This window comes from Clostridium sp. AM58-1XD (genome assembly GCF_003464085.1).
Classification (GTDB): domain Bacteria; phylum Bacillota; class Clostridia; order Lachnospirales; family Lachnospiraceae; genus Lachnoclostridium_A.
The window spans coordinates 21,665-40,193 of sequence record NZ_QSDR01000014.1; the positions used below are offsets into that span (position 1 = coordinate 21,665).

The 18,529-nt window shown below is 46.5% G+C and carries 22 protein-coding genes; 1 reads left to right on the forward strand and 21 read right to left on the reverse strand.

Annotated features, from left to right (window positions below; genetic code table 11):
- Positions 1 to 23: 23 nt before the first annotated feature.
- The 9 genes from DXA13_RS10055 to DXA13_RS10090 form a co-directional block, all read right to left on the reverse strand.
- Entirely contained in the window at positions 24 to 1,010 is a 987-nt protein-coding gene (locus tag DXA13_RS10055) for an ATP--guanido phosphotransferase (RefSeq protein ID WP_347559804.1), read from the reverse strand.
- Between the two features lie 39 nt (positions 1,011 to 1,049).
- Entirely contained in the window at positions 1,050 to 1,328 is a 279-nt protein-coding gene (locus DXA13_RS10060; RefSeq protein WP_243009068.1) for a UvrB/UvrC motif-containing protein, read from the reverse strand.
- Positions 1,329 to 1,345: 17 nt separating this feature from the next.
- Positions 1,346 to 1,726 (reverse strand): hypothetical protein, encoded by a 381-nt coding sequence (locus DXA13_RS10065; RefSeq protein WP_347559805.1) that lies wholly within the window; start codon positions 1,724 to 1,726, stop codon positions 1,346 to 1,348.
- Positions 1,727 to 1,746: 20 nt separating this feature from the next.
- Positions 1,747 to 2,133: a GntR family transcriptional regulator gene (locus DXA13_RS10070; protein WP_118244034.1), complete on the reverse strand. Its 387-nt coding sequence runs from the start codon at positions 2,131 to 2,133 to the stop codon at positions 1,747 to 1,749.
- A 173-nt stretch (positions 2,134 to 2,306) separates the two neighbouring features.
- Complete coding sequence (locus tag DXA13_RS20990) at positions 2,307 to 3,377, reverse strand: cadherin-like beta sandwich domain-containing protein (protein WP_118244036.1); 1,071 nt, start codon at positions 3,375 to 3,377, stop codon at positions 2,307 to 2,309.
- A complete protein-coding gene (locus DXA13_RS10080; RefSeq protein WP_118244038.1) occupies positions 3,347 to 4,024 on the reverse strand; it encodes a cadherin-like beta sandwich domain-containing protein in 678 nt (225 codons plus the stop codon). Before DXA13_RS10080 ends, DXA13_RS20990 begins: the two co-directional genes overlap by 31 nt.
- An 18-nt stretch (positions 4,025 to 4,042) precedes the next feature.
- Positions 4,043 to 5,149, reverse strand: coding sequence for a cadherin-like beta sandwich domain-containing protein (locus DXA13_RS21705; RefSeq protein WP_243009061.1), 1,107 nt, complete (start codon positions 5,147 to 5,149; stop codon positions 4,043 to 4,045).
- Between the two features lie 23 nt (positions 5,150 to 5,172).
- Entirely contained in the window at positions 5,173 to 6,162 is a 990-nt protein-coding gene (locus tag DXA13_RS21710; protein ID WP_243009062.1) for an SH3 domain-containing protein, read from the reverse strand.
- Between the two features lie 353 nt (positions 6,163 to 6,515).
- Positions 6,516 to 7,613 carry a hypothetical protein gene (locus DXA13_RS10090; protein WP_118244040.1) on the reverse strand — a complete coding sequence of 366 codons (1,098 nt, stop codon included), beginning with the start codon at positions 7,611 to 7,613 and terminating at the stop codon, positions 6,516 to 6,518.
- 243 nt (positions 7,614 to 7,856) lie between these two features.
- Here DXA13_RS10090 and DXA13_RS20995 point away from each other — a divergent pair, with 243 nt between their 5' ends.
- Positions 7,857 to 8,000, forward strand: a complete 144-nt coding sequence (locus DXA13_RS20995) for a hypothetical protein (RefSeq protein ID WP_181995605.1) — start codon at positions 7,857 to 7,859, stop codon at positions 7,998 to 8,000.
- A gap of 294 nt (positions 8,001 to 8,294) precedes the next feature.
- Here the strand turns inward: DXA13_RS20995 and DXA13_RS10100 are convergent, their stop codons facing one another.
- From DXA13_RS10100 to DXA13_RS23030, 12 genes are all read right to left on the reverse strand, one after another.
- Entirely contained in the window at positions 8,295 to 8,477 is a 183-nt protein-coding gene (locus DXA13_RS10100) for a hypothetical protein (protein WP_118244044.1), read from the reverse strand.
- Positions 8,478 to 8,549: 72 nt separating this feature from the next.
- Positions 8,550 to 8,804 carry a hypothetical protein gene (locus tag DXA13_RS20750; protein WP_147348016.1) on the reverse strand — a complete coding sequence of 85 codons (255 nt, stop codon included), beginning with the start codon at positions 8,802 to 8,804 and terminating at the stop codon, positions 8,550 to 8,552.
- 86 nt (positions 8,805 to 8,890) lie between these two features.
- Positions 8,891 to 10,261, reverse strand: coding sequence for an amidohydrolase (locus DXA13_RS10110; RefSeq protein WP_118244048.1), 1,371 nt, complete (start codon positions 10,259 to 10,261; stop codon positions 8,891 to 8,893).
- A gap of 55 nt (positions 10,262 to 10,316) precedes the next feature.
- Positions 10,317 to 11,084, reverse strand: coding sequence for a GNAT family N-acetyltransferase (locus DXA13_RS10115; protein WP_118244050.1), 768 nt, complete (start codon positions 11,082 to 11,084; stop codon positions 10,317 to 10,319).
- Between the two features lie 36 nt (positions 11,085 to 11,120).
- A complete protein-coding gene (locus DXA13_RS10120; RefSeq protein WP_118244052.1) occupies positions 11,121 to 11,870 on the reverse strand; it encodes a GNAT family N-acetyltransferase in 750 nt (249 codons plus the stop codon).
- A 330-nt stretch (positions 11,871 to 12,200) separates the two neighbouring features.
- Entirely contained in the window at positions 12,201 to 13,613 is a 1,413-nt protein-coding gene (locus DXA13_RS10125; RefSeq protein WP_118244054.1) for an oxaloacetate decarboxylase subunit alpha, read from the reverse strand.
- 39 nt (positions 13,614 to 13,652) lie between these two features.
- Entirely contained in the window at positions 13,653 to 14,804 is a 1,152-nt protein-coding gene (locus DXA13_RS10130; RefSeq protein WP_118244056.1) for a sodium ion-translocating decarboxylase subunit beta, read from the reverse strand.
- A 52-nt stretch (positions 14,805 to 14,856) separates the two neighbouring features.
- Positions 14,857 to 15,225 carry a biotin/lipoyl-containing protein gene (locus DXA13_RS10135; protein ID WP_118244058.1) on the reverse strand — a complete coding sequence of 123 codons (369 nt, stop codon included), beginning with the start codon at positions 15,223 to 15,225 and terminating at the stop codon, positions 14,857 to 14,859.
- A gap of 21 nt (positions 15,226 to 15,246) precedes the next feature.
- The gene (locus DXA13_RS10140; RefSeq protein ID WP_118244060.1) at positions 15,247 to 16,005 is read right to left on the reverse strand and encodes an OadG family protein; all 759 of its coding nucleotides are present in this window, start codon (positions 16,003 to 16,005) and stop codon (positions 15,247 to 15,249) included.
- A 17-nt stretch (positions 16,006 to 16,022) separates the two neighbouring features.
- Positions 16,023 to 17,474 (reverse strand): carboxyl transferase domain-containing protein, encoded by a 1,452-nt coding sequence (locus DXA13_RS10145; protein ID WP_118244062.1) that lies wholly within the window; start codon positions 17,472 to 17,474, stop codon positions 16,023 to 16,025.
- A gap of 163 nt (positions 17,475 to 17,637) precedes the next feature.
- A complete protein-coding gene (locus DXA13_RS10150; RefSeq protein ID WP_347559806.1) occupies positions 17,638 to 18,339 on the reverse strand; it encodes a YitT family protein in 702 nt (233 codons plus the stop codon).
- A complete protein-coding gene (locus DXA13_RS23030) occupies positions 18,315 to 18,485 on the reverse strand; it encodes a hypothetical protein (RefSeq protein ID WP_347559807.1) in 171 nt (56 codons plus the stop codon). The genes DXA13_RS10150 and DXA13_RS23030 overlap by 25 nt, the downstream gene beginning before the upstream one ends.
- Positions 18,486 to 18,529: the final 44 nt, after the last annotated feature.

Below are 18,529 nucleotides of genomic sequence, written 5' to 3' on the forward strand. Positions count from 1 at the left end.
CCTATTTGTTATTTTCTGTACTGTTATTTCAGCTCAGGGAGCGCCTCCCTGATGTAGGCCGCCCTGGCGATATCCAGTTCTTCCTTTGTCAGGGGCCTGTCGGAAATCTTCTGAAGATTTGCCGTCTGAATCCCCAGCATGATCTTATAGACGGAAAGCGGCTCCCTGACTTCCAGCAGCCCGTCTGCCATCCCTGTCATGACGCTGGAAAGAAATTCCTGAGCGTCTTTCCAGGAAAGCCGTCTGGCGTATTTTAAAACGCCGTAAGATTTGTATGCTTCATCCGCCCGTTCCGTCTTATGGGCAGACAGTGCCATCGCTCGCACTTTATTCTCCTGGCTGTTCAGCTGTACTGCAACTTTTCCCACCAGCTCTACGATCTCTTCTTCGGAAACGCCAAGTGTCTTCTGATTGGATATTACGAAGAGAGCACCATAATTTTCACTTCCTTCTCCGCAGATACCCTGAATTCTCGTTCCAAAGCGGCCCATCTCTCCCAGCAGGCTGTTGAACTTTTTTCCCATAGAAAGCGTCGGAAGATGAATGAGTATGGAAGCCCGCAGGCCCGTACCCACATTCGTAGGGTATGCAGTCAGATAGCCATACTTCTCATCGAATGCATAGGCAAATCTCTCATTAATATAGTCATCCATCTGATCTGCCGCATCCCACAGCTCTCTCAGGCACATGCCAGGAGCAATAAACTGCATGCGGATATGGTCGTCTCCATTCAGCACCAGACTGACCGACTCGTCTTCCGAGACGATCATGCCGGAAGGCCCTTTTTTCTTCTCCAGGGTATCATTTAAAAGCCTTCGCTCCTTAAGAGCACGCCTTTCCAGATCACTGGCTTCATCGAGAGCTACATATTCATAATCGCAGCCGTCCCTGTCCGGCAGACCGTTTAATCCCAGTTTCAGCTTCTTGATCATTTCTTTTGCGTCCTCATCCGCAAGCCGTTCAGGAAATGGATAATCGTTCAGATCCTGACCAGGCGAATCCGGCTGCATATGACATTCGGCATATTTTCATCCGTTTTTTCAAACCATTTAAGCATCTGCTTCTTCCTCCGCTTTCAGTGCCCTGATTCTGTCCCTCAGCTGTGCGGCACTGTCATAATCTTCCCGTTCAACAGCTGCCTTCCTTTCCCTGTCCAGAATTGCAATCTGTTCTTTTCTGCTGAGTCCGGAAGCTGTTCCATCCTCTGATTTCAGGACACGGGAATCCTGTTTAGCCGCATGTTCAGACTGGTACTCTTCCCCATCTTTGCCCACTGCCGGCATTTTTAACCCGTCCTGTTCCAATATTTCAGCTCCTTTATTTTTCACAGTGCTTCCATACTTCATCAAAGGCTGGTATTTTGGCTTCTTGCCTTATGGGAATCGCTTCCCTGAAGCTGCTTGATCTTCTCACTGATCAGCAGGTCAAACACTTCATAACAGTCAGGACAACCAAAACGGCTGTTTTTTATAAACTCTCCGTAGCTGGTTTTACAGGTAGGGCAGACAACCTGATTCATCTTCTCTTCCTCGCTTGCCCCGCCTACTCCCAACAAGCTGGACAGCAGCTTTCCTAAGGGAAAATCGCTGTCAAATATGGTGGAGTACTGACCAAAATCCAATTCCTGCGCGCACTGTGCACAAAAGTTATGTTCAGTCCGCACGCCGTTTACCACCTCCGTATACTGGATGGTTGCTTCTCTCACCTTACATCTTTCACATAACATAATTTTTAATCCTCCATTGGTCAGATGTCTTCCTGACCTCCTGAAAACGCCTGATAGATATTGTCTACCAGCTGATGAACTTCCTCTCTGGTCACATTCTTGCATACGCCTCTGGCCAGAACCACGCTGAGTTCTCTGTGCATTTCTTCCAGCATTCGGATCTTGTCAATATCCAGGGAAACGATAGCGCCTTTCCGCCTGTCGAGCTTGACAAAACCTTCCTGCCTTAAAACAGAATATGCTTTATTTACCGTATGCATGTTAATACCAATCGCTTCTGCCATCTGGCGCACCGATGGAAGCACCTCTCCTTCGCGGATACGCTCGGTCGCGATGCCGACGATGATTTGGTTGCAAAGCTGAACATAATACGCTTCATCACTGTTGAAATCAATTTCCAATACCATCTTCTCACCATCTTTCGTTATATCTGTTATAGGGTCAGTATAACAAAATTACATACATTCGTCAACCTGAAAGATTATTCCATATCCGCTATACAGGCAGGACCCTTCGGCGGACATGAATCCAAAAAAGGAAATGCCCGCGGCAATTATCGCCGGCGGACATCCCCCTTTCATTATTTATCTCTTGTATCCTCATCTACATCGATGAATTCAAACTCTTCATCCTCGTCCTCTTCGTCCAGATCCAGATCAATCACTTCAAAATCATCGTCTTCCTCAACCGGTGGAATCACCGACTTTTTCTGCGGCTGAACCGCCGGTTCCTTCTGCCCGCTTCTGCGGCTTTCTCCCTTTGCTTTCTTTGCTGCCTTTCCATCCTTTTTTTCTTCCCTTGAAAGCACTTCGCTTTCCAGTTCCTCAGAAGCCGCCATCTCTGCTATGGCGCGTCTTCTCGTTCTTCCGGCCATATCCGTTTTTTTAACGCTCTTTCCGGATCTGCCTGCCAGAACGGCTGCCACAGCCAGCAGAACAGCAATGACGATTCCCATGATCAGAATGATAATTCCACGGAGGTCATACTTGTGAAGCAGTTCCTGCTGCGCATCCGTCACTTCCTTATACTGTTCCACCGTAATGCTGCCATTTGCCCCAATCGGATCCTGGAAATACCGCTGAATCGTATTTTCTTCCAGATCATATCGGTATAACGCTTTGTCCCCGTTCCAGTTCATGCCATAGAACAGCCAGTATTTCGGATTCTCTTCGCCTGCCGGAACCCATCCGGATGCCTTCTTGCCATTTTCCAGGTTCATGATTCCTTCCGTAAATCCTTCAGGAATCGTAACGCTCTTATCTACAGGAAGAATTACAATCGCCTTGGAAGTTGTGGAAATTTCCGTATATGGGGTCCAACTGTCTGCACTTTCGTTGTAAATGAAGAACGCTCCGCTTTCCTGTGCATCCGTCAGGTACAGAAGGAGAAGATCTTTTTCCGTTCCTCTTGCAGCCATTACATCATTTCCCTTATAAGAGTAGCTGACCTGTTCAAATCCCTCCGGAAGAGCAGCCATATCGAATGCCTCTGCAACCGTGTACTGTTCGCCGTTAATCACTGCTGTCAGGTCTCCGACGGCCGTTACGGCAGCTGTCTCTCCGCCTTCCACCTTGTTGACATGAATGGTATATGTCTTAACTGTCTGTCCGTCTTCAGCCGTTACTCTGCACGTAACCGTATTTTCACCCATCTGAGGTCGGAATCTCCATCAACAGTAACAGTCGCATTTGCACCGCTGCTCTCTGCACTGACAGCAATTCTCGTGACATCGGTTCCCACCTGTACGGTATACTCTTCTACTGCCGGCGAGAATGCAGGATCCAGGCTTCCCGGTGAAACCTTTAAGGATTTCAGCGCTGCATCTGCAGATGCCCCCTCCTGCGCACTTACGGTAACCGTAGATTCTCCCTGTTTGTCCAGAGTCGCAAGCTGTTCATCTCTGTCATAAATCTCCTGAGTCTGTACTGCGATCTTTGTTGCACCTGCTTTAAGCGGTTTGAATTTCAAAGTACAGACCATCTCTTTTCCGTCCCCTCCGTCCGAGGAAGGTTTGACGCTTATGGAACCGGCTCCGCCGGAAGCATTTGTTCCGCTGATAAACTCCAGTGCAGCCGGATCATAAGAGAGCATGATATTGGCACGATCCAGTGCATCTCCGCTGGTGGATGTCACTTTCATAGTGACTGTCACTTCCGCCCCTACGGATGCGCTGGGATCAGAAAATGCTATTTTGGCATTTGATGCCCATGCCGTCATCAGATTGCACGGCATGGACATCAGCAGCACGGCGGCGACCGCCGTCCTCACAATGATGCGTTTGAGCTTATTTTTTATCATATCTTTCCGTCCCTCTCTTTAAATATAATATTCGTCTTCCCGCATGGCCCAAACCGCCTGGCCGAGAGGGGACATCACTGATCCTGAAGATTCCGAACTTCCTTCCCCAGGTCCTACCACAACTCCCGGACCTCCGGAAACGCTTCCGCTGTCGGAATCAGAACCTCCGGGCGACTGGCTGGAACTGCCTGAGCCTCCTGAACCTCCCACTCCGGAAGAATAAGTTGGCCCGTTCGCCTGTCTCACTACGTGGAGAACGTATTCTCTCACGGTTCCGTTTTCAGCTTTGACATTGATCTTGATTTCGTTGATTCCGCTCTGCAGATCGATATTGCCTGTTCCGCTCACGGACGCCTTGGAATCAATCGCATTTGCCCATATTGCCACGCTGCTTACGGAATTATCTACAATCAGGTCATATGACGACGTATCCATATTGAAGGTCGGTGTCAGAGCGAATCCTTCTACTCCAAGACCCGACAGTTTATTGTTCGGGCTTCCGTCCAGAGCCGGTTTCGCACACGGAGACGACGGCATATTATTGTAAACAGGAATTTTAAATTCCAGGGCTGTTTTCTTCAGCTCGTCGTTGTAAGCCTCTGACATATGATAGCCTTCTGAGGCGGCCGCCACGACGTTGCCCATATACTGGTGCTTGTAAATATTAGCTCCCTGAACGTTGAATTTCTTCAGATAAAAGGTATCCTGCCCCGCCTTCACGTAATTGGCTCCATAAAAATCTGCTCCGCCGATAATGGCTTTCTCCGGTGTATTCCACGGCCTTCCGTAGCTGCCGGACTGGGACGCATACCAGAGTCCTCTCGTAATCGCATCCATAGAGTCGGTTGTATAGGCGCCGATATTATAGAAATTGTAATATCCTTCATATCCGGAACTGGTTCCGGAAACGCTCCTGCTTCCTCCTTTTCCAACCTCCTGTATGATCATGGCTGCCAGTACGTAAGGATTGACTCCTGACTGTGCGCCTGCATTCATGATCGCATCCACATAAGAAACATTGCCGGAAGGCATGCTGGAACCGCCTCCCGAAGAACCGGAACTGCTGTCGGAGCTTCCCCCTGGCCCGTTTCCGTCCAGACTGGCGCCTGGACCTGCGCTCGTCATCAAAAGGTTTGTCCTGTGTTTGCTCACAGAAGCGACAGGACTTCGAATTTAATCCCCTGATCTCCGCTTCCGGACGGAGCGCCGCTGTCTGTTACTGGGCTTCCAGAACTCTGTGATCCTCCGCTTGAACCGCCGGCAGGCGGCGCTGCAGGATTACTTGGATCACTTCCTCCCGGTCCTGTCCCGGAGGGAGTACCCGACGAACCGTCGGACTGAGAACCGCCGGATGGGGAACCGCCGGACGATATGGAACCGCTCTCCATGAAGGTTCCTTTCAGCATGGTCTGCAGTCCGTCTGCTGTATGGACGGAGCTGTCATAACTCTGCAGCAGAAACTGGAATATGTACTGATCGTCCATAAAATTTCTCGGATCCATATAATAGCTTATAATATCAGAAGAAGCCGCCACCCAGGCGCTGCCGTCGAATCCGGGCCACGTTCCGGACGACCAGTTATACGCGCCGTCTGCAATGGATTTCCATGATGAAATGCTGTTCTTGGACACCAGGTTTCTGCCCACTATGCTTTCATTTTCAATAACAGTATTCCAGTCGAGACCCGTTTTATGAGCTCTGAATACCCACTGGGGATGCTCCGCATGAAGCGACCTGAGTCCGTCCTTATAGCTTTCCGGAAAGCCTTCTGCGTTCAGAAAAGCTTCGAAATTGCCGTCTGTCGTATATGCTGTCTTAAACTTAATATAGCTTTTTGAAGCATAACCGGTCATCTCCCGACCATTGCTCGTAAATCGGATTTTGTACCAGAGCGCACCATCCGACGCCGTCTCTTCCCCGACTACTACGACAGAAGCTCCTCTGGACAGCTTTGTAACAATCGAATTGGCAGTTCCCGGTCCGCTTCTTACATTTAATGTGGACGCATTGACCGTACCGCTCTTCTCTGTATAGGCATATGTATTCAGCAAAGGAATCATGCTGGCAGCCGGGGGCTGCAGGGCAAGCATCAGGCCTGCGGCAAGCGCTATTCCTCTTTTCAACTTCAGTTTTTTCATCTTTTTCTCCCACAATCACAACCGGATGATACCGGAACTCTTATACCGCCACTTTACCATATTAGGAAAGTACTGGTTTTTTTGACATTGATTCCATTATAATGATAAATCCAAGACTGTGTCAACCAATTCCCGGAAAGTTCACATAATTGGGAATAATTGTAAGATTTCCTTAATAGAAATAAATCAGTTTTTTTAATATCGGTTCTCCCAAAAGTTATTTATGAGAATGTAAATATGGCATGCCATTAAAGTCCCAGGAACCGGTTACTATTTTATAAAAAAGCAGCGGGACGTCTAGTCGTATCCCGCTGCTTTTTTGCATTAACTTGGCTACCACAAGTTCTAGCAATTTAGTTTATAGAATTTATTACATTAGATATGGCCGCAGTATCTAAATCTGATGGTGAAAGAAACATAAATGAACAGAATTTCTCCGAATATAGGAACATATATGTTTGTGAAAGAACTGTAATACCATTGATTTCAGTGCTGCCCTTCACCTTTAATGCAGTGGTATCGTCTAAAATTGTAATATATTCGCTGCTGGTTACATTGAAATCTTCCAAAATAACTTCGCTCAACTTTTCCAAAACATCTTTTTCTATTTCTTTACTTGTTACCTTTTGTTCAAGATTTTCTATCTCATAGCAATTAGCAAATAGACCTTCTGCCCCATCTAAATATGATTTCATATTATCGTTTACTGTCTTTTCGTTCCAGTTCTCAGGAACCTGAAATTCTATTTGTTTAAATGAGGTCTTTTTATATCCGGAAAGAATCTCTCCATTTGAGAATTCTTCTCCTTCTTCTAAGGGATATTTATCCGCTATATTCTTTAATGATTCGTTAGCATGTCTTGTTAAATCAATTTTCTGAAAATATTCACTGGTTTTATAGGCCTGAATAACATAGTCGGATATCTCACTCAAGCTTACAGGCTCTATAGACAAATAATCTCCGGTTACATCCTTCGATAAGGATAATATTGCAATTTCGTTTTTATAATTTAGTGAAATTATATCTATATCATAGTCATTTCCTGCATCTTTTATTATTTTTTCTGCAATACCTAAAAATTGGTCTGCACATTCCTGAGGCGTTCCCTCATTAATTGATACATCTACACCGTAATAATCAGGAAATTTAGTTATTGTAACATCTTTATGAATCTGTGAAACTCTGTCAAACAAATCTCCTTCCGTAACAGCTTCCGCATTCGCCGCCGCTTTTTTGGCCTCTTCCTCAGCCCATGCAACTCTGCTTTCAAGCGGGTTCATCGTTTCAGTTTCTGTCTTCTCAGCTTCCGTACTTTCTGTCTCCTGAGCCGCCTCGCTTTCCGTTTCCTGAGTAGATGAAACCTCAGTTTTTTCAGCTGCCGTCTTGCTTCCCCCATTGCCGCAGCCGATCAACATACACGCCGCCATACCACATAAAATAAGTTTTTTCATTTCCCTTTCCTCCTTAGTTTAAGATATTTATATTATACAGATTAAACCGAGTTAAATCAATCGAAGCCTTCTTATCGCAACACATTTTTGTGGTATATTTCTGTCTTAATCAAAATCCCTATTTTACTCGTTTCAACTTGTTTAGTTGAAAAATTTTACGAATAATGATAGTCTTAGTTTACAAATATCAATTTCTAATTAATAACATGAAAAACTCAATTTTTTATTTAGGAGGCTCTCATTATGGAAAAAATCAAGGAACATTGCTCCTGCTGCAGAAATTTCTGCCCCATCGAGGATTTACAGTGCAGAAAAGGGAAGGAAAAGCTGGCCGAACGGCTGAAAAAAGAGGTGGCTGAGAGAAAGACAGACGCCTCTTCAAAATAATTTTTTATGCTGCGGATAACTATTTTTCCTTCCGGTTTTTTTAATTTGCGGCAGACAGTTTTGACAAATAAGATTATGCCTCCCAAAATCACAACCGCGATTGTATTATAAATGGGACGCATTTTCCTCTGCTCCTGCCGGTTCTGTTCCATAAGCAGATAACAATCAGGAGCTTTCCTCTCGTCCTCTTTTTGCAGGGCCGAATCAGCCAGTTCAATCATCTCCTGGCTGGACAGGTTCGAAGCCTCCAAACTTTCAGAGGCTTCGGACGTCGTTTCTTCAGAAACAGGATTCTCATAAACAACCGAGTTTAAGAAGGCTCACATAGTCATCATAATACCGTTCCTTATCTGCGTAAAATTGGAAACCGTAAAAGTATCCATTTTCAATATGGACTGTTCGTGAAAGAGGCAGCGGAATCGTATCATTGGCCTCGATTTCCGTATGAAAATATTCAATGCCGTTATATGAAACCACTTTCACGTCTTCTTTCGGTATCTCAAAGGCCTCTGCTATGAAAGGTCTTACATAAGAATTATCGATATCCTCTCATGACAGCCCCGACCATTCAGATGGACTCAATAATTCCCAGTAATCCCTGCTGCCGTCAATGATTACTCCCTTATTGCCGTCAATATTTGTGGCAAATTGAACACCGATAAACTCATTTGAATTCTTAAAAGGTATTTCCCGCCAGTTTACAGGCACCGTAAAGGACACCTGCTTCCTCATCCGTATATTGAAAGGAACCGGATTGCAGTTCCTTATCCTCTTCAGGCGGATCAGCGGTAGTTTCCTCCCCATAAGTCCTAACCGCTGTCGAAGCAAACATCAGCAGACAAATAAAAGCAAATAACGATTTCTTTGTCATTTCTCATATCCCCTATTTTTTATTTTACCCTCAACAGCACGCTTCCGTCGTCGTTATAAACGACCGCCCGCTCGTCCCAGGCTATCGCATCGACCGCCTCAAAGTACTCCTCTTTCGAAGCAAATACCGGCTGGTAGCCTTCTACAATTTCGTTCGCCAGTTTGGCATTTTCTGAAAGAAGTTCATGCAGCGAAATACTTATGACCCGCGCCGGATTGAGGCAGAGCCGTTCCAAATCATCCATCCGGAAATCTTTTCCATGAAGCGTTCCCTTTGCTCCTGTCATCATCGGCTGCGCTACCGGCATAATCGAAGACAGGTCTCCCATATCGCAGCTTGATGCCTGCCACGAACCGTAGTGAACACTTCCCGGACCAAATATTTCCAGCGAAACTCTGGCAAACAGGTCATTCAGTCCTTTGCTGTTATGAAGAGGAAGGTTTCCCGGCTTATCCATAATATGTACATTTCCTCCAAACGCGGCAGCCGAAGCCGCTAGCGCACGGTTGATCCTTCCGTTTGTCTGTATCATAACGTCTACGGCGGCAGCGCGGCAGTAAGCATCCATTTTAGCGACGGAAGGAATTGCATTCGCCGCAACACCAGCCTGCGTCACGATCGGATGGAATCGTATGTGGTCTTCATCCCGGAATGTTTCCCGCAGTGCATTACATGCCTGCATGCCGATGGAGGCTTCATAAAGCGCATTAATCCCCTCGTGGGGCGCCACGCCGGCATGGGCGGCTTTGCCTTCAAATTCGATATGTTTCGTGATGCAGCCGTCACAGCCGTCAAATACCTCGATCAGATGTGGACCTCCTGTATCTGCATGCATCATAAAAGCCATATCCACTCCGTCCAGAAGACCTCTGTACAAAAATTCTATTTTCCCTGCCACGTAGCTGATTATTCCCTTTTTAATCAGCTGACTGCGGTATTCCAGATCGATCGTCTCTTCCGCCGGCACCGCTACAAAACGGATGGAACCGGACATCCCGTCCGTCATCCCCTCCTGTGCGAATGCTGCGGCTACCCCCAACAGATAGGCAGGCTGACAATTATGCCCGCACGCATGAACCGCCTTAGTCTCCTGGTCCGCATCCGGATGACCGTCACAGATCAGAGAATCCAGCTCACCGATTACTGCTATCACCGGCCCAGGTCGTCCCGTATCCAGCTGGGCCGTAAATCCCGGAATATTTTCTGCCTTCTGCAGCTTATATCCCAGCTCTTCAAATTTCCCTTCCAGATACTTTGTCGTTTTCCACTCTTTGTAGCCAATTTCGGGATTCTTCCAGATCGTCTGAGCCGCCTCGTAAATCAGCTCTCTCTTTCCGTCCACCTGATCCAAAATTTTCTGCCATCTGTCATTTACCGCACTGTTTCCCATCCAAATACCTCCTTCTCTTATATAGTCAACCGCTGCATATTACTATTCGTCTCCTTTATTCATTGATTTCTTCAATTAATTTTACAAATTTCTTTTCCGACAGAATTTCATGAGTTATAAATCGGCCGTTATAATATAGGCTGAATGTCGTAAACGGCGAGGGCGCGCTTTGCGCCTTTTCTCTCGTATCGATATGGACTACCTGTAAATCCGCTCCTTTTGCCGCAGCAATATCTTTAAGAAGCGGCACGTATTTTGCTGTAAACGGGCATTGGCTTGTATAAAACAGCCAAAATCCATTCTGACTTTGACCATCGATTACAGGTTCTTCTTTTACCTGCGGTCTGAAGCTTGGTTTATCCATCTGTTCTCCAAAAGGCAGATATAGGAGTTCAAAATAAGGCTCAGCCGTATCGGCTAAAATAAATCCCTTATACTCCATGTACTTGGGGTCTGAAAGGAATCCTCTTTTCTTTTTGGAAGATAAGATAACAAGGCCCTTCTTCCCCTTTGATTCTGCATCTTTTATACATGCGTCCAGCAGCAGGCTGGAATATCCCTGCCCCTTAAATTGTCCCGATACCCACAGGCAGTCGATATACATATACCCGTCCGCCTCAATCGGCGCCCATGCATATTCGGCAGGTATATATTCAATAAAACATTTTCCCCGGACATTTCCCTTTAAAAATACAAGTCCCTCATCCAGACGTTCTTTCAACCATGACTTTTTTGACATCACCTGACAGTCCTTATTGTTGGAGATCGCACAGCAGATATGCTCCGATTCCAGGTTTTCGTGGGTCAGTTTTATAAGCTCCATATTTCCTTCTCCATTCTCCCTCTCCCCAGTTATTTTCTATTTTTTAATCAGCTTTTCGATATATGGGGAATCCACCAAATTCACAGTAACAAATTTTCCTTTATAAAATACGCCCCAGTTATTAAATACGCAGGGTAATGCCTTGGCCTTTTGGAGCGTATCAACTTCAATTAAGTCCAGGGGAACTGTCAGTGCGGCGCAGTTCTCTTTTATCTTTTCTATTTTTTGCAGAATATACGGGCACTGCTTGTCGTAATAGATCGTCAGAATCTCGCTTTCAATCTGCTGTTTCTTTGCACTTTCAGTAAATTGCGGCTTTGTCCCATCAAAGGACAGGGCCAGCAGCTCATACCCATCTTCGGTCGTATCCACGGTTTCAAAGCCGTACTTCCTGGCAAAGGACTGGTCGGAAAGCCAGGATTTCTGTTTTTTGGCTCCCAGCATACAAACGCCGGATCTGCCCTGCTTTCTGGCGTCTTCCAGGCAGTATTCCATCAGCTCTTTTCCATATCCCTTGCCCTTGCAGCCTCCGGTAACCCACAGGCAGTATATATATAAATAGTTAGCGCCTGTTATGGGCGCCCAGGCTGATTCAAGAGGCGCATATTCGATAAAAACCGTAGCTTTTGCATTTAATTTCCGAAAAACGTGGCCTTCGTTAAGACGTTCAGAAAGCCATTTTTTCTTGGCCTCTATACCCGGATGGGACTTTTTGCTGCGGATAATGCAGCATAGATGCTCGTCGGCAAGATTTTCCGCCGTTATATTTATAAAATCAGCTGCCATGTATACCTCCTTATCAAATCAATATCTTCATACTTACCAAATACATGCCAAAATAAATCCTGCTATAAAACGCAGTAATGTCCCGGCAGAGTCCGCTGGAGCAGATCGCTTCAGCAACTCGATTCCCTTCCGCCGCAGTGCGACGCCCGATTAAGCGGGGCACGCCATCCACCGGAGGTCTTTTATTACACGGGGAATGAAGGTTTCCGATGTTATAAAAAGACCCGTCCGGCAGAAGGTTAATACCTTTGTACCGGGCGGGTCCGCCTTACCTGATTATTTGATTGCCCACGGTATCATTCTATGAAAAATGGGGCGCGCAGATATCTATTATACAGGATAAGCCTTATTCTTCGTATCTGCTTTTTCTGCATCTACCTTTGTCTGCTGAGCTTCTCTATACTTGAAGAACTCTTCTGCTACCTTCGGGAACAGTGCGTAGGATAATACATCTTCATCCTGCTGTTTCCACTGAGCACATTCCTTCTCAAATTTCGGAAGCTGCGGCTCTAACAGATCAGCCGGTCTGCATGTGATCGGAGTCTCATCGCCGATAATCTTCTTCTGAACTTCAGCGTTGAACGGCTTAACTGTCTGGCCGAATTCGCCGAGCATGATCTTCTTGGATTCCTTCGGAACCATTTTGTAGCGCTCGCCTGCAATTACGTTCATAACGGCCTGTGTTCCCACGATCTGAGAAGACGGGGTAACCAGCGGAGGCTCACCGAAGTCTTTACGTACTCTCGGAATTTCTTCCAGAACTGCCATGTACTTGTCTTCCTGTCCTGCTTCCTTTAACTGGGAAACCAGGTTGGAAAGCATACCGCCAGGTACCTGATACTGAAGAGTCTTGATATTAACGCCCAGCACCTTCGGGTTAAGAAGTCCGGATGCAAGAGCCTCTTCACGCATTGGTCGGAAGTACTCTGCAATATCTGCAAGCAGGTTCTGATTGTAGCCTGTATCGTACGGAGTTCCGCGGAAGGTTTCAACCATAACTTCTGTTGCCGGCTGGCTTGTTCCAAGTGCGAATGGACTCATAGCACAGTCGATGATGTCACAGCCTGCTTCTACAGCTTTTAAGTAGGTCATGGAAGCAACGCCGGAAGTATAATGTGTATGAAGATCGATCGGAAGCTCTGTGGATTCCTTTAAAGCTGAAACAAGTTCCTGAGCTGCATATGGCGTCAGAAGTCCTGCCATATCCTTTATGCACAGGGAGTCAGCTCCCATATCTTCAATTTCCTTTGCAATATTTTTCCAGTAATCAAGCGTATATGCCTCGCCCAGGGTATAGCAAAGTGCTACCTGTGCATGGGCCTTCTCCGCATTAGCAGCCTTCACGGCTGTCTGCAGGTTGCGGATATCATTCAGACAGTCAAAAATTCTGATAATATCGATACCGTTTGATACGGATTTCTTAACGAAGTATTCTACAACATCATCTGCATAGTGATTGTATCCAAGGATATTCTGTCCTCGAAACAGCATCTGCAGCTTTGTATTCTTGAAGCCTGCTCTTAATTTACGCAGTCTCTCCCATGGATCTTCTTTCAGGAAACGCAGGGAAGCGTCGAAAGTTGCGCCGCCCCAGCATTCTACTGCATAATAGCCGACCTGATCCATCTTATCAATGATAGGAAGCATCTCTTCGGTCTTCATTCTGGTTGCGATTAAGGACTGGTGTGCGTCACGAAGGACGGTTTCCACAATCTTAACCGGCTTTTTCTCTATCTCTGCCATGTTATTTCCTCCTGTTATTTATACTATCAATTGTATTGCTTATTTCACACCGAAGATAGCCATAAAGGTTCCGGCTGCAACTGCCGTACCGATAACGCCGGCTACGTTCGGGCCCATTGCATGCATGAGCAGGAAGTTTGTAGGATCTGCCTCAGAACCAACCTTCTGAGAAACGCGGGCTGCCATAGGAACGGCAGATACGCCTGCAGAACCGATCAGAGGATTTACCTTTCCTCCCGTTACCTTACACATAATCTTACCGAAGATAACGCCCATTGCCGTACCGAGTGCAAATGCAATCAGACCAAGTGCAACGATTTTAAGAGTTGTAACCTTCAGGAAAGCCTCAGCACTTGTGGTAGCGCCTACAGAAGTACCAAGAAGGATAACCACGATGTACATAAGTGCATTGGAAGCTGTCTCTGCCAGCTGCTTTACAACGCCGGATTCACGGAACAGGTTGCCTAACATCAGCATACCAACGAGAGGTGCTGTTGTAGGAAGAATCAGGCAGACAACTACGGTAACGATGATAGGGAACAGAATCTTCTCCAGTTTGGAAACCGGTCTGAGCTGTTCCATCTTGATCTTACGCTCTTTTTCTGTTGTCAGAGCCTTCATAATCGGAGGCTGAATGATCGGAACAAGTGCCATATAGGAATAAGCAGCTACGGCGATCGGTCCCATGAACTCCGTCTGTCCAAGCTTACCGCAAAGGAAGATGGAAGTCGGGCCGTCGGCGCCGCCGATAATGGAAATTGCTGCTGCAGCCTTGTCGTTGAAGCCCATTAAAATAGCCATGAAATAAGCTCCGTAAATACCGAACTGAGCTGCCGCTCCCAGAAGGAAGCTCTTTGGGTTGGCGATTAACGGACCGAAGTCTGTCATGGCGCCTACACCCATGAAAATCAGAGACGGAAGAATACTCCATTCATCTAACAGGTAGAAGTAATGAAGAAGTCCGCCGACCCCATTGGATGAATCTTCAATCGTCAGCATAATATCCGGGTAAATATTAACGAGCAGCATACCGAAGGCGATCGGTACCAGAAGAAGCGGCTCAAATCCCTTTTTGATCGCAAGATAAAGGAATATAAATGCCACAATAATCATAGCGAAGTTGCCCCACGTTAAATTGACGAATGCTGTCTGCTGAAGAAGATTCACCATTGTATTCGTAATGTAATCCATGTTAATCCCTCCATGTGGGATGCATCACTGCATCTCTAGTCTACTATGCTCCTTAGTTTAAAGTAGCGATGGTTGCGCCAGCTTCTACGGAGTCGCCCGTTGCCACGTTGATAGTAGCAACAGTTCCGTCCTGTGGAGCTACGATTTCATTTTCCATCTTCATTGCTTCCAGAACTACAAGAACATCACCTTTCTTGACTGCCTGTCCTGCGCTTGCTTTAACACCAAGGATCTTGCCTGGCATTGGAGCGGATACCGTTACGCTTCCTGCTGCACCAGCCGGAGCTGCTGCCTTAGGAGCTGCTTTTGGTGCTGCCTTAGGAGCTGCTTTCGGCGCCGCTGCCGGTGCTCCTGTGGATACGCCTTCCTCTACGGTTACATCATAAACATTACCATTAACTGTAATTGTATAATTTTTCATGTTGTTCTTCCTCCTAATCGATTAAGCTCTTTTCCATTTGGATGCGCCTGCACGCTTGATGGAACGTACCACCAGGCCGTCTGCGGAAGCGCCTGTGGATGCTGCGATAGCTGCGGTAATAACAGCCACAAGCTCCAGATCATCTGCAAGTTCTTCTTCGGCTGCCGGTGCTGCCTGAACAGGCGTCGGTTCCGGTATTGCCGCAGTCTTGTCGGTTTTCATTCTGTTTTCCCACTGATTAATGAATTTGAAACATGCAATCAGAAGGCTGATGAAGATCAGAACACAGAATACAGTTCCCATACCCAAAAGCGTATTAAGCCCTGCCTTTTCCATATTTTCACCGAATGTATACTCCGGCACAAAGCTTGTGGAACTGATCAATCCCTGTTTATCATAATAAACAGTAAATTCTACTACTCTCTTTTCAAACTGCGCATTGACTTTGCAGGAAAAACCGTCCTTGTCCTTGTCTGCTTCTGCAGACTTCACTTCGACAAGCTTTCCCGTATCTCCAAGGACGTTTCCCCAAGTGGAGATAGCTGCCGCATACGGCTGCTGGTCATCCTCTTCCGCTTCCGCCACCTGGCTCTCGATATCAGCCTTCTCAATAGCTGTAATTTCCTTCAGCAGATCCTCTGATACCTGACAGATCTGTCCTGCCAGCATCTCATCCAGCTTTTTTGTCTCGGTCGCCTCACCCTTGCTGCTGCAAGCCGTCAGAGCAAAGAAGCAGGTTATCATGCACAGTGTCAGTAATACACGCTTAATATTCTTCATATACCTGTCACCTCGTCTTAGACCGTACCATGTTTTTTCGCTGGACGTTCCTCTCTCTTTGTGAACAACATTTCAAATGCTGCGATTACACGTTTTCTTGTGTCGCAGGCTTCAATAATATCGTCTACATATCCTCTTCTGGCGGCTGCCTGAGCGCTGGACTGAAGAGCTGCATATTCTGCTGCCTTTTCATTAATCAGTGCTACTGCGTCGTCAGCTTTTGCAATTTCGTCAGCATACATAATCTTTGCTGCTTCCTTTGCATCCATCATGCCGATTGCTGCGTTCGGCCACGCATATACGATATCTGCTCCGATTGCCTTGCTGCACATGGTCAGATATGCGCTTCCGTATGCCTGTCCCACGATAACGGTTACTTTCGGAACGGTTGCGTTTGCATACGCATATGTTAATCCGGCTGCCGCCTTAGCGATCTTCTTCTCTGTGCATTTTACAGCCTGGTATCCTTTGACATTGACAAGTGTCAGGACAGGAATCTCGAATGCGTCACAGAAATTGACGAACTCAGCTGCCTTGTCACATCCGCGGGATGTAAGACTTCCGTCAAATGTATCCTTCTTCTGTCCGTCTTCCCCGTAAACTTCTGTACGGTTTGCAACGCATCCTACGGTTGATCCGTTTAAACGGATAAAGCCCGTTACCATAGACGGTGCATAAGCCGCTTTCACCTCCATAAAGAAGTTGTCATCGGAAACTGCCTTCAGAGCCTCTGCAGTATCTCCTGCCCAGCCTTCCAGGCCTTCACATACGCGGTTTAAGTCATCTGTGCATTCATCATAGGACATGTCGTCTTCATTGTTTGCCGGCAGAATGGAAACAAGGCTTCTGATTTCAGAATAGATCTCTTCTTCTGTTCCTACGAAGTCTGCAACACCTGTCTCTTCACTCTGGAAGACTGCAGATGAAGTATCGCATTTGGAAACGTGATTGCCTTCCAGGGCATTAGGGGAATTCACGAACAGCTTGCCGTTCTTGCCTTCCATAAATGTAAAGTCGGTCATAGCAGCTGAAACTGCCATACCTCCGCCGCATGTGCCAAAAATTGCGGAAATCTGTGGAATTACGCCAGATGCCATAGCCTGATTCAAATATAAGTTTCCAAATCCAGACAGTGCATCGGTTGCTTCCTGCAGACGTAAACCTGCACAATCCAAAAGGCCGATTACAGGTGCTCCCATCTTCATAGCCATTCCATAGATATTGGAAATCTTCTTCGCGTGCATTTCGCCGACAGAACCGCCCAGTACGGACGCGTCCTGGCTGTACACATACACCAGATTGCCTTCGATCGTACCATAACCGGTAACTACGCCGTCAGCAGGTGTTTCCTGTGCAGTCATGTTGAAATCAGTGTTTCTGGCAGTCACATAGCCGCCTACTTCAACAAAACTGTTCTCATCAAGTAACAGATTGATACGATTACTTGCTGATGTTGCTGAATTACTCATTTTGCAGTCCTCCATTTTGTAATATTTTTACAATGGTCGTCAAAACCTTAACAGAACATTGCTTTTTAAATCAAATTTCTGCCAATTATAATTGTATAATGATTCCAGAGAAATTTCAAGCTGTTTTTGGCAAAATATGACCAACAGGAGGCGCTGTGCCTTTTCAGGCTGTATCTTTTTTACGAAGAGTGAATCCACGTCCCCTGACTTCGTTGACTTTATTAATAATCATAAATGCATGAGGGTCGTACTCCAAAACCAGCTCGTTCAGCTTAACAAGTTCCCTTCCCGAAAGCACGACCATAACCTCAAATGTATCGTTTTTACTGTGCCCGCCCTTCATGTACAGAAGCGATGTTCCCCGGTCCAGCTTCGTCTGTATGGCTTCGTTGATCGCCTCATATTTCTCACTGATAATCTTTACCTGCATTTGATTCAGGCCGATCGTCATGATCTTGTCGATCACAGCCGTATAGATCATCACCAGCACCAGGCTGTAGAGCGCTTTTTCCAGGCTGGAAAAAGTAAGCTGTATTAAAAGGATCGTACAGTCCGCCACATAGATGGTCACGGATACGGGAATCCCCATTTTCTTTTTCAGAATCAGCGGCGGTATATCCATTCCTCCGGTCGATGAACCGGCTCTGAGTACGATTCCGATGCCCAGGCCGGCCACTAAGCCGCCGATAATGGTTGCCAGCATGGGGTCTCCGGTAAAAGGCTGTGTAACCAGAGCCTCTATATGCCCCAGTGCCACCGGAAAATAAAATGTACTGACGATCGTTGTGAGGGCAAATGTTTTTCCCAGTATCATGGCGCCGGCAATAAACAGCGCCAGGTTCAGGACTCCCACTGCCGCGGCCACCGGTATATGGGTATAATGACTGACGGCAAGACCAAGGCCTGTCGCGCTCCCATCATCAGATCCGCCTTAATGATAAATCCCCCGATTCCAAATGCCGCAATGGTATTTCCGGCCATTACTAAAATAATTCGTTTCAGTTCCTTCATGATTTCTTCCTCCGTTTAACTTGTTAAAGCACTAAAAAAGCAGG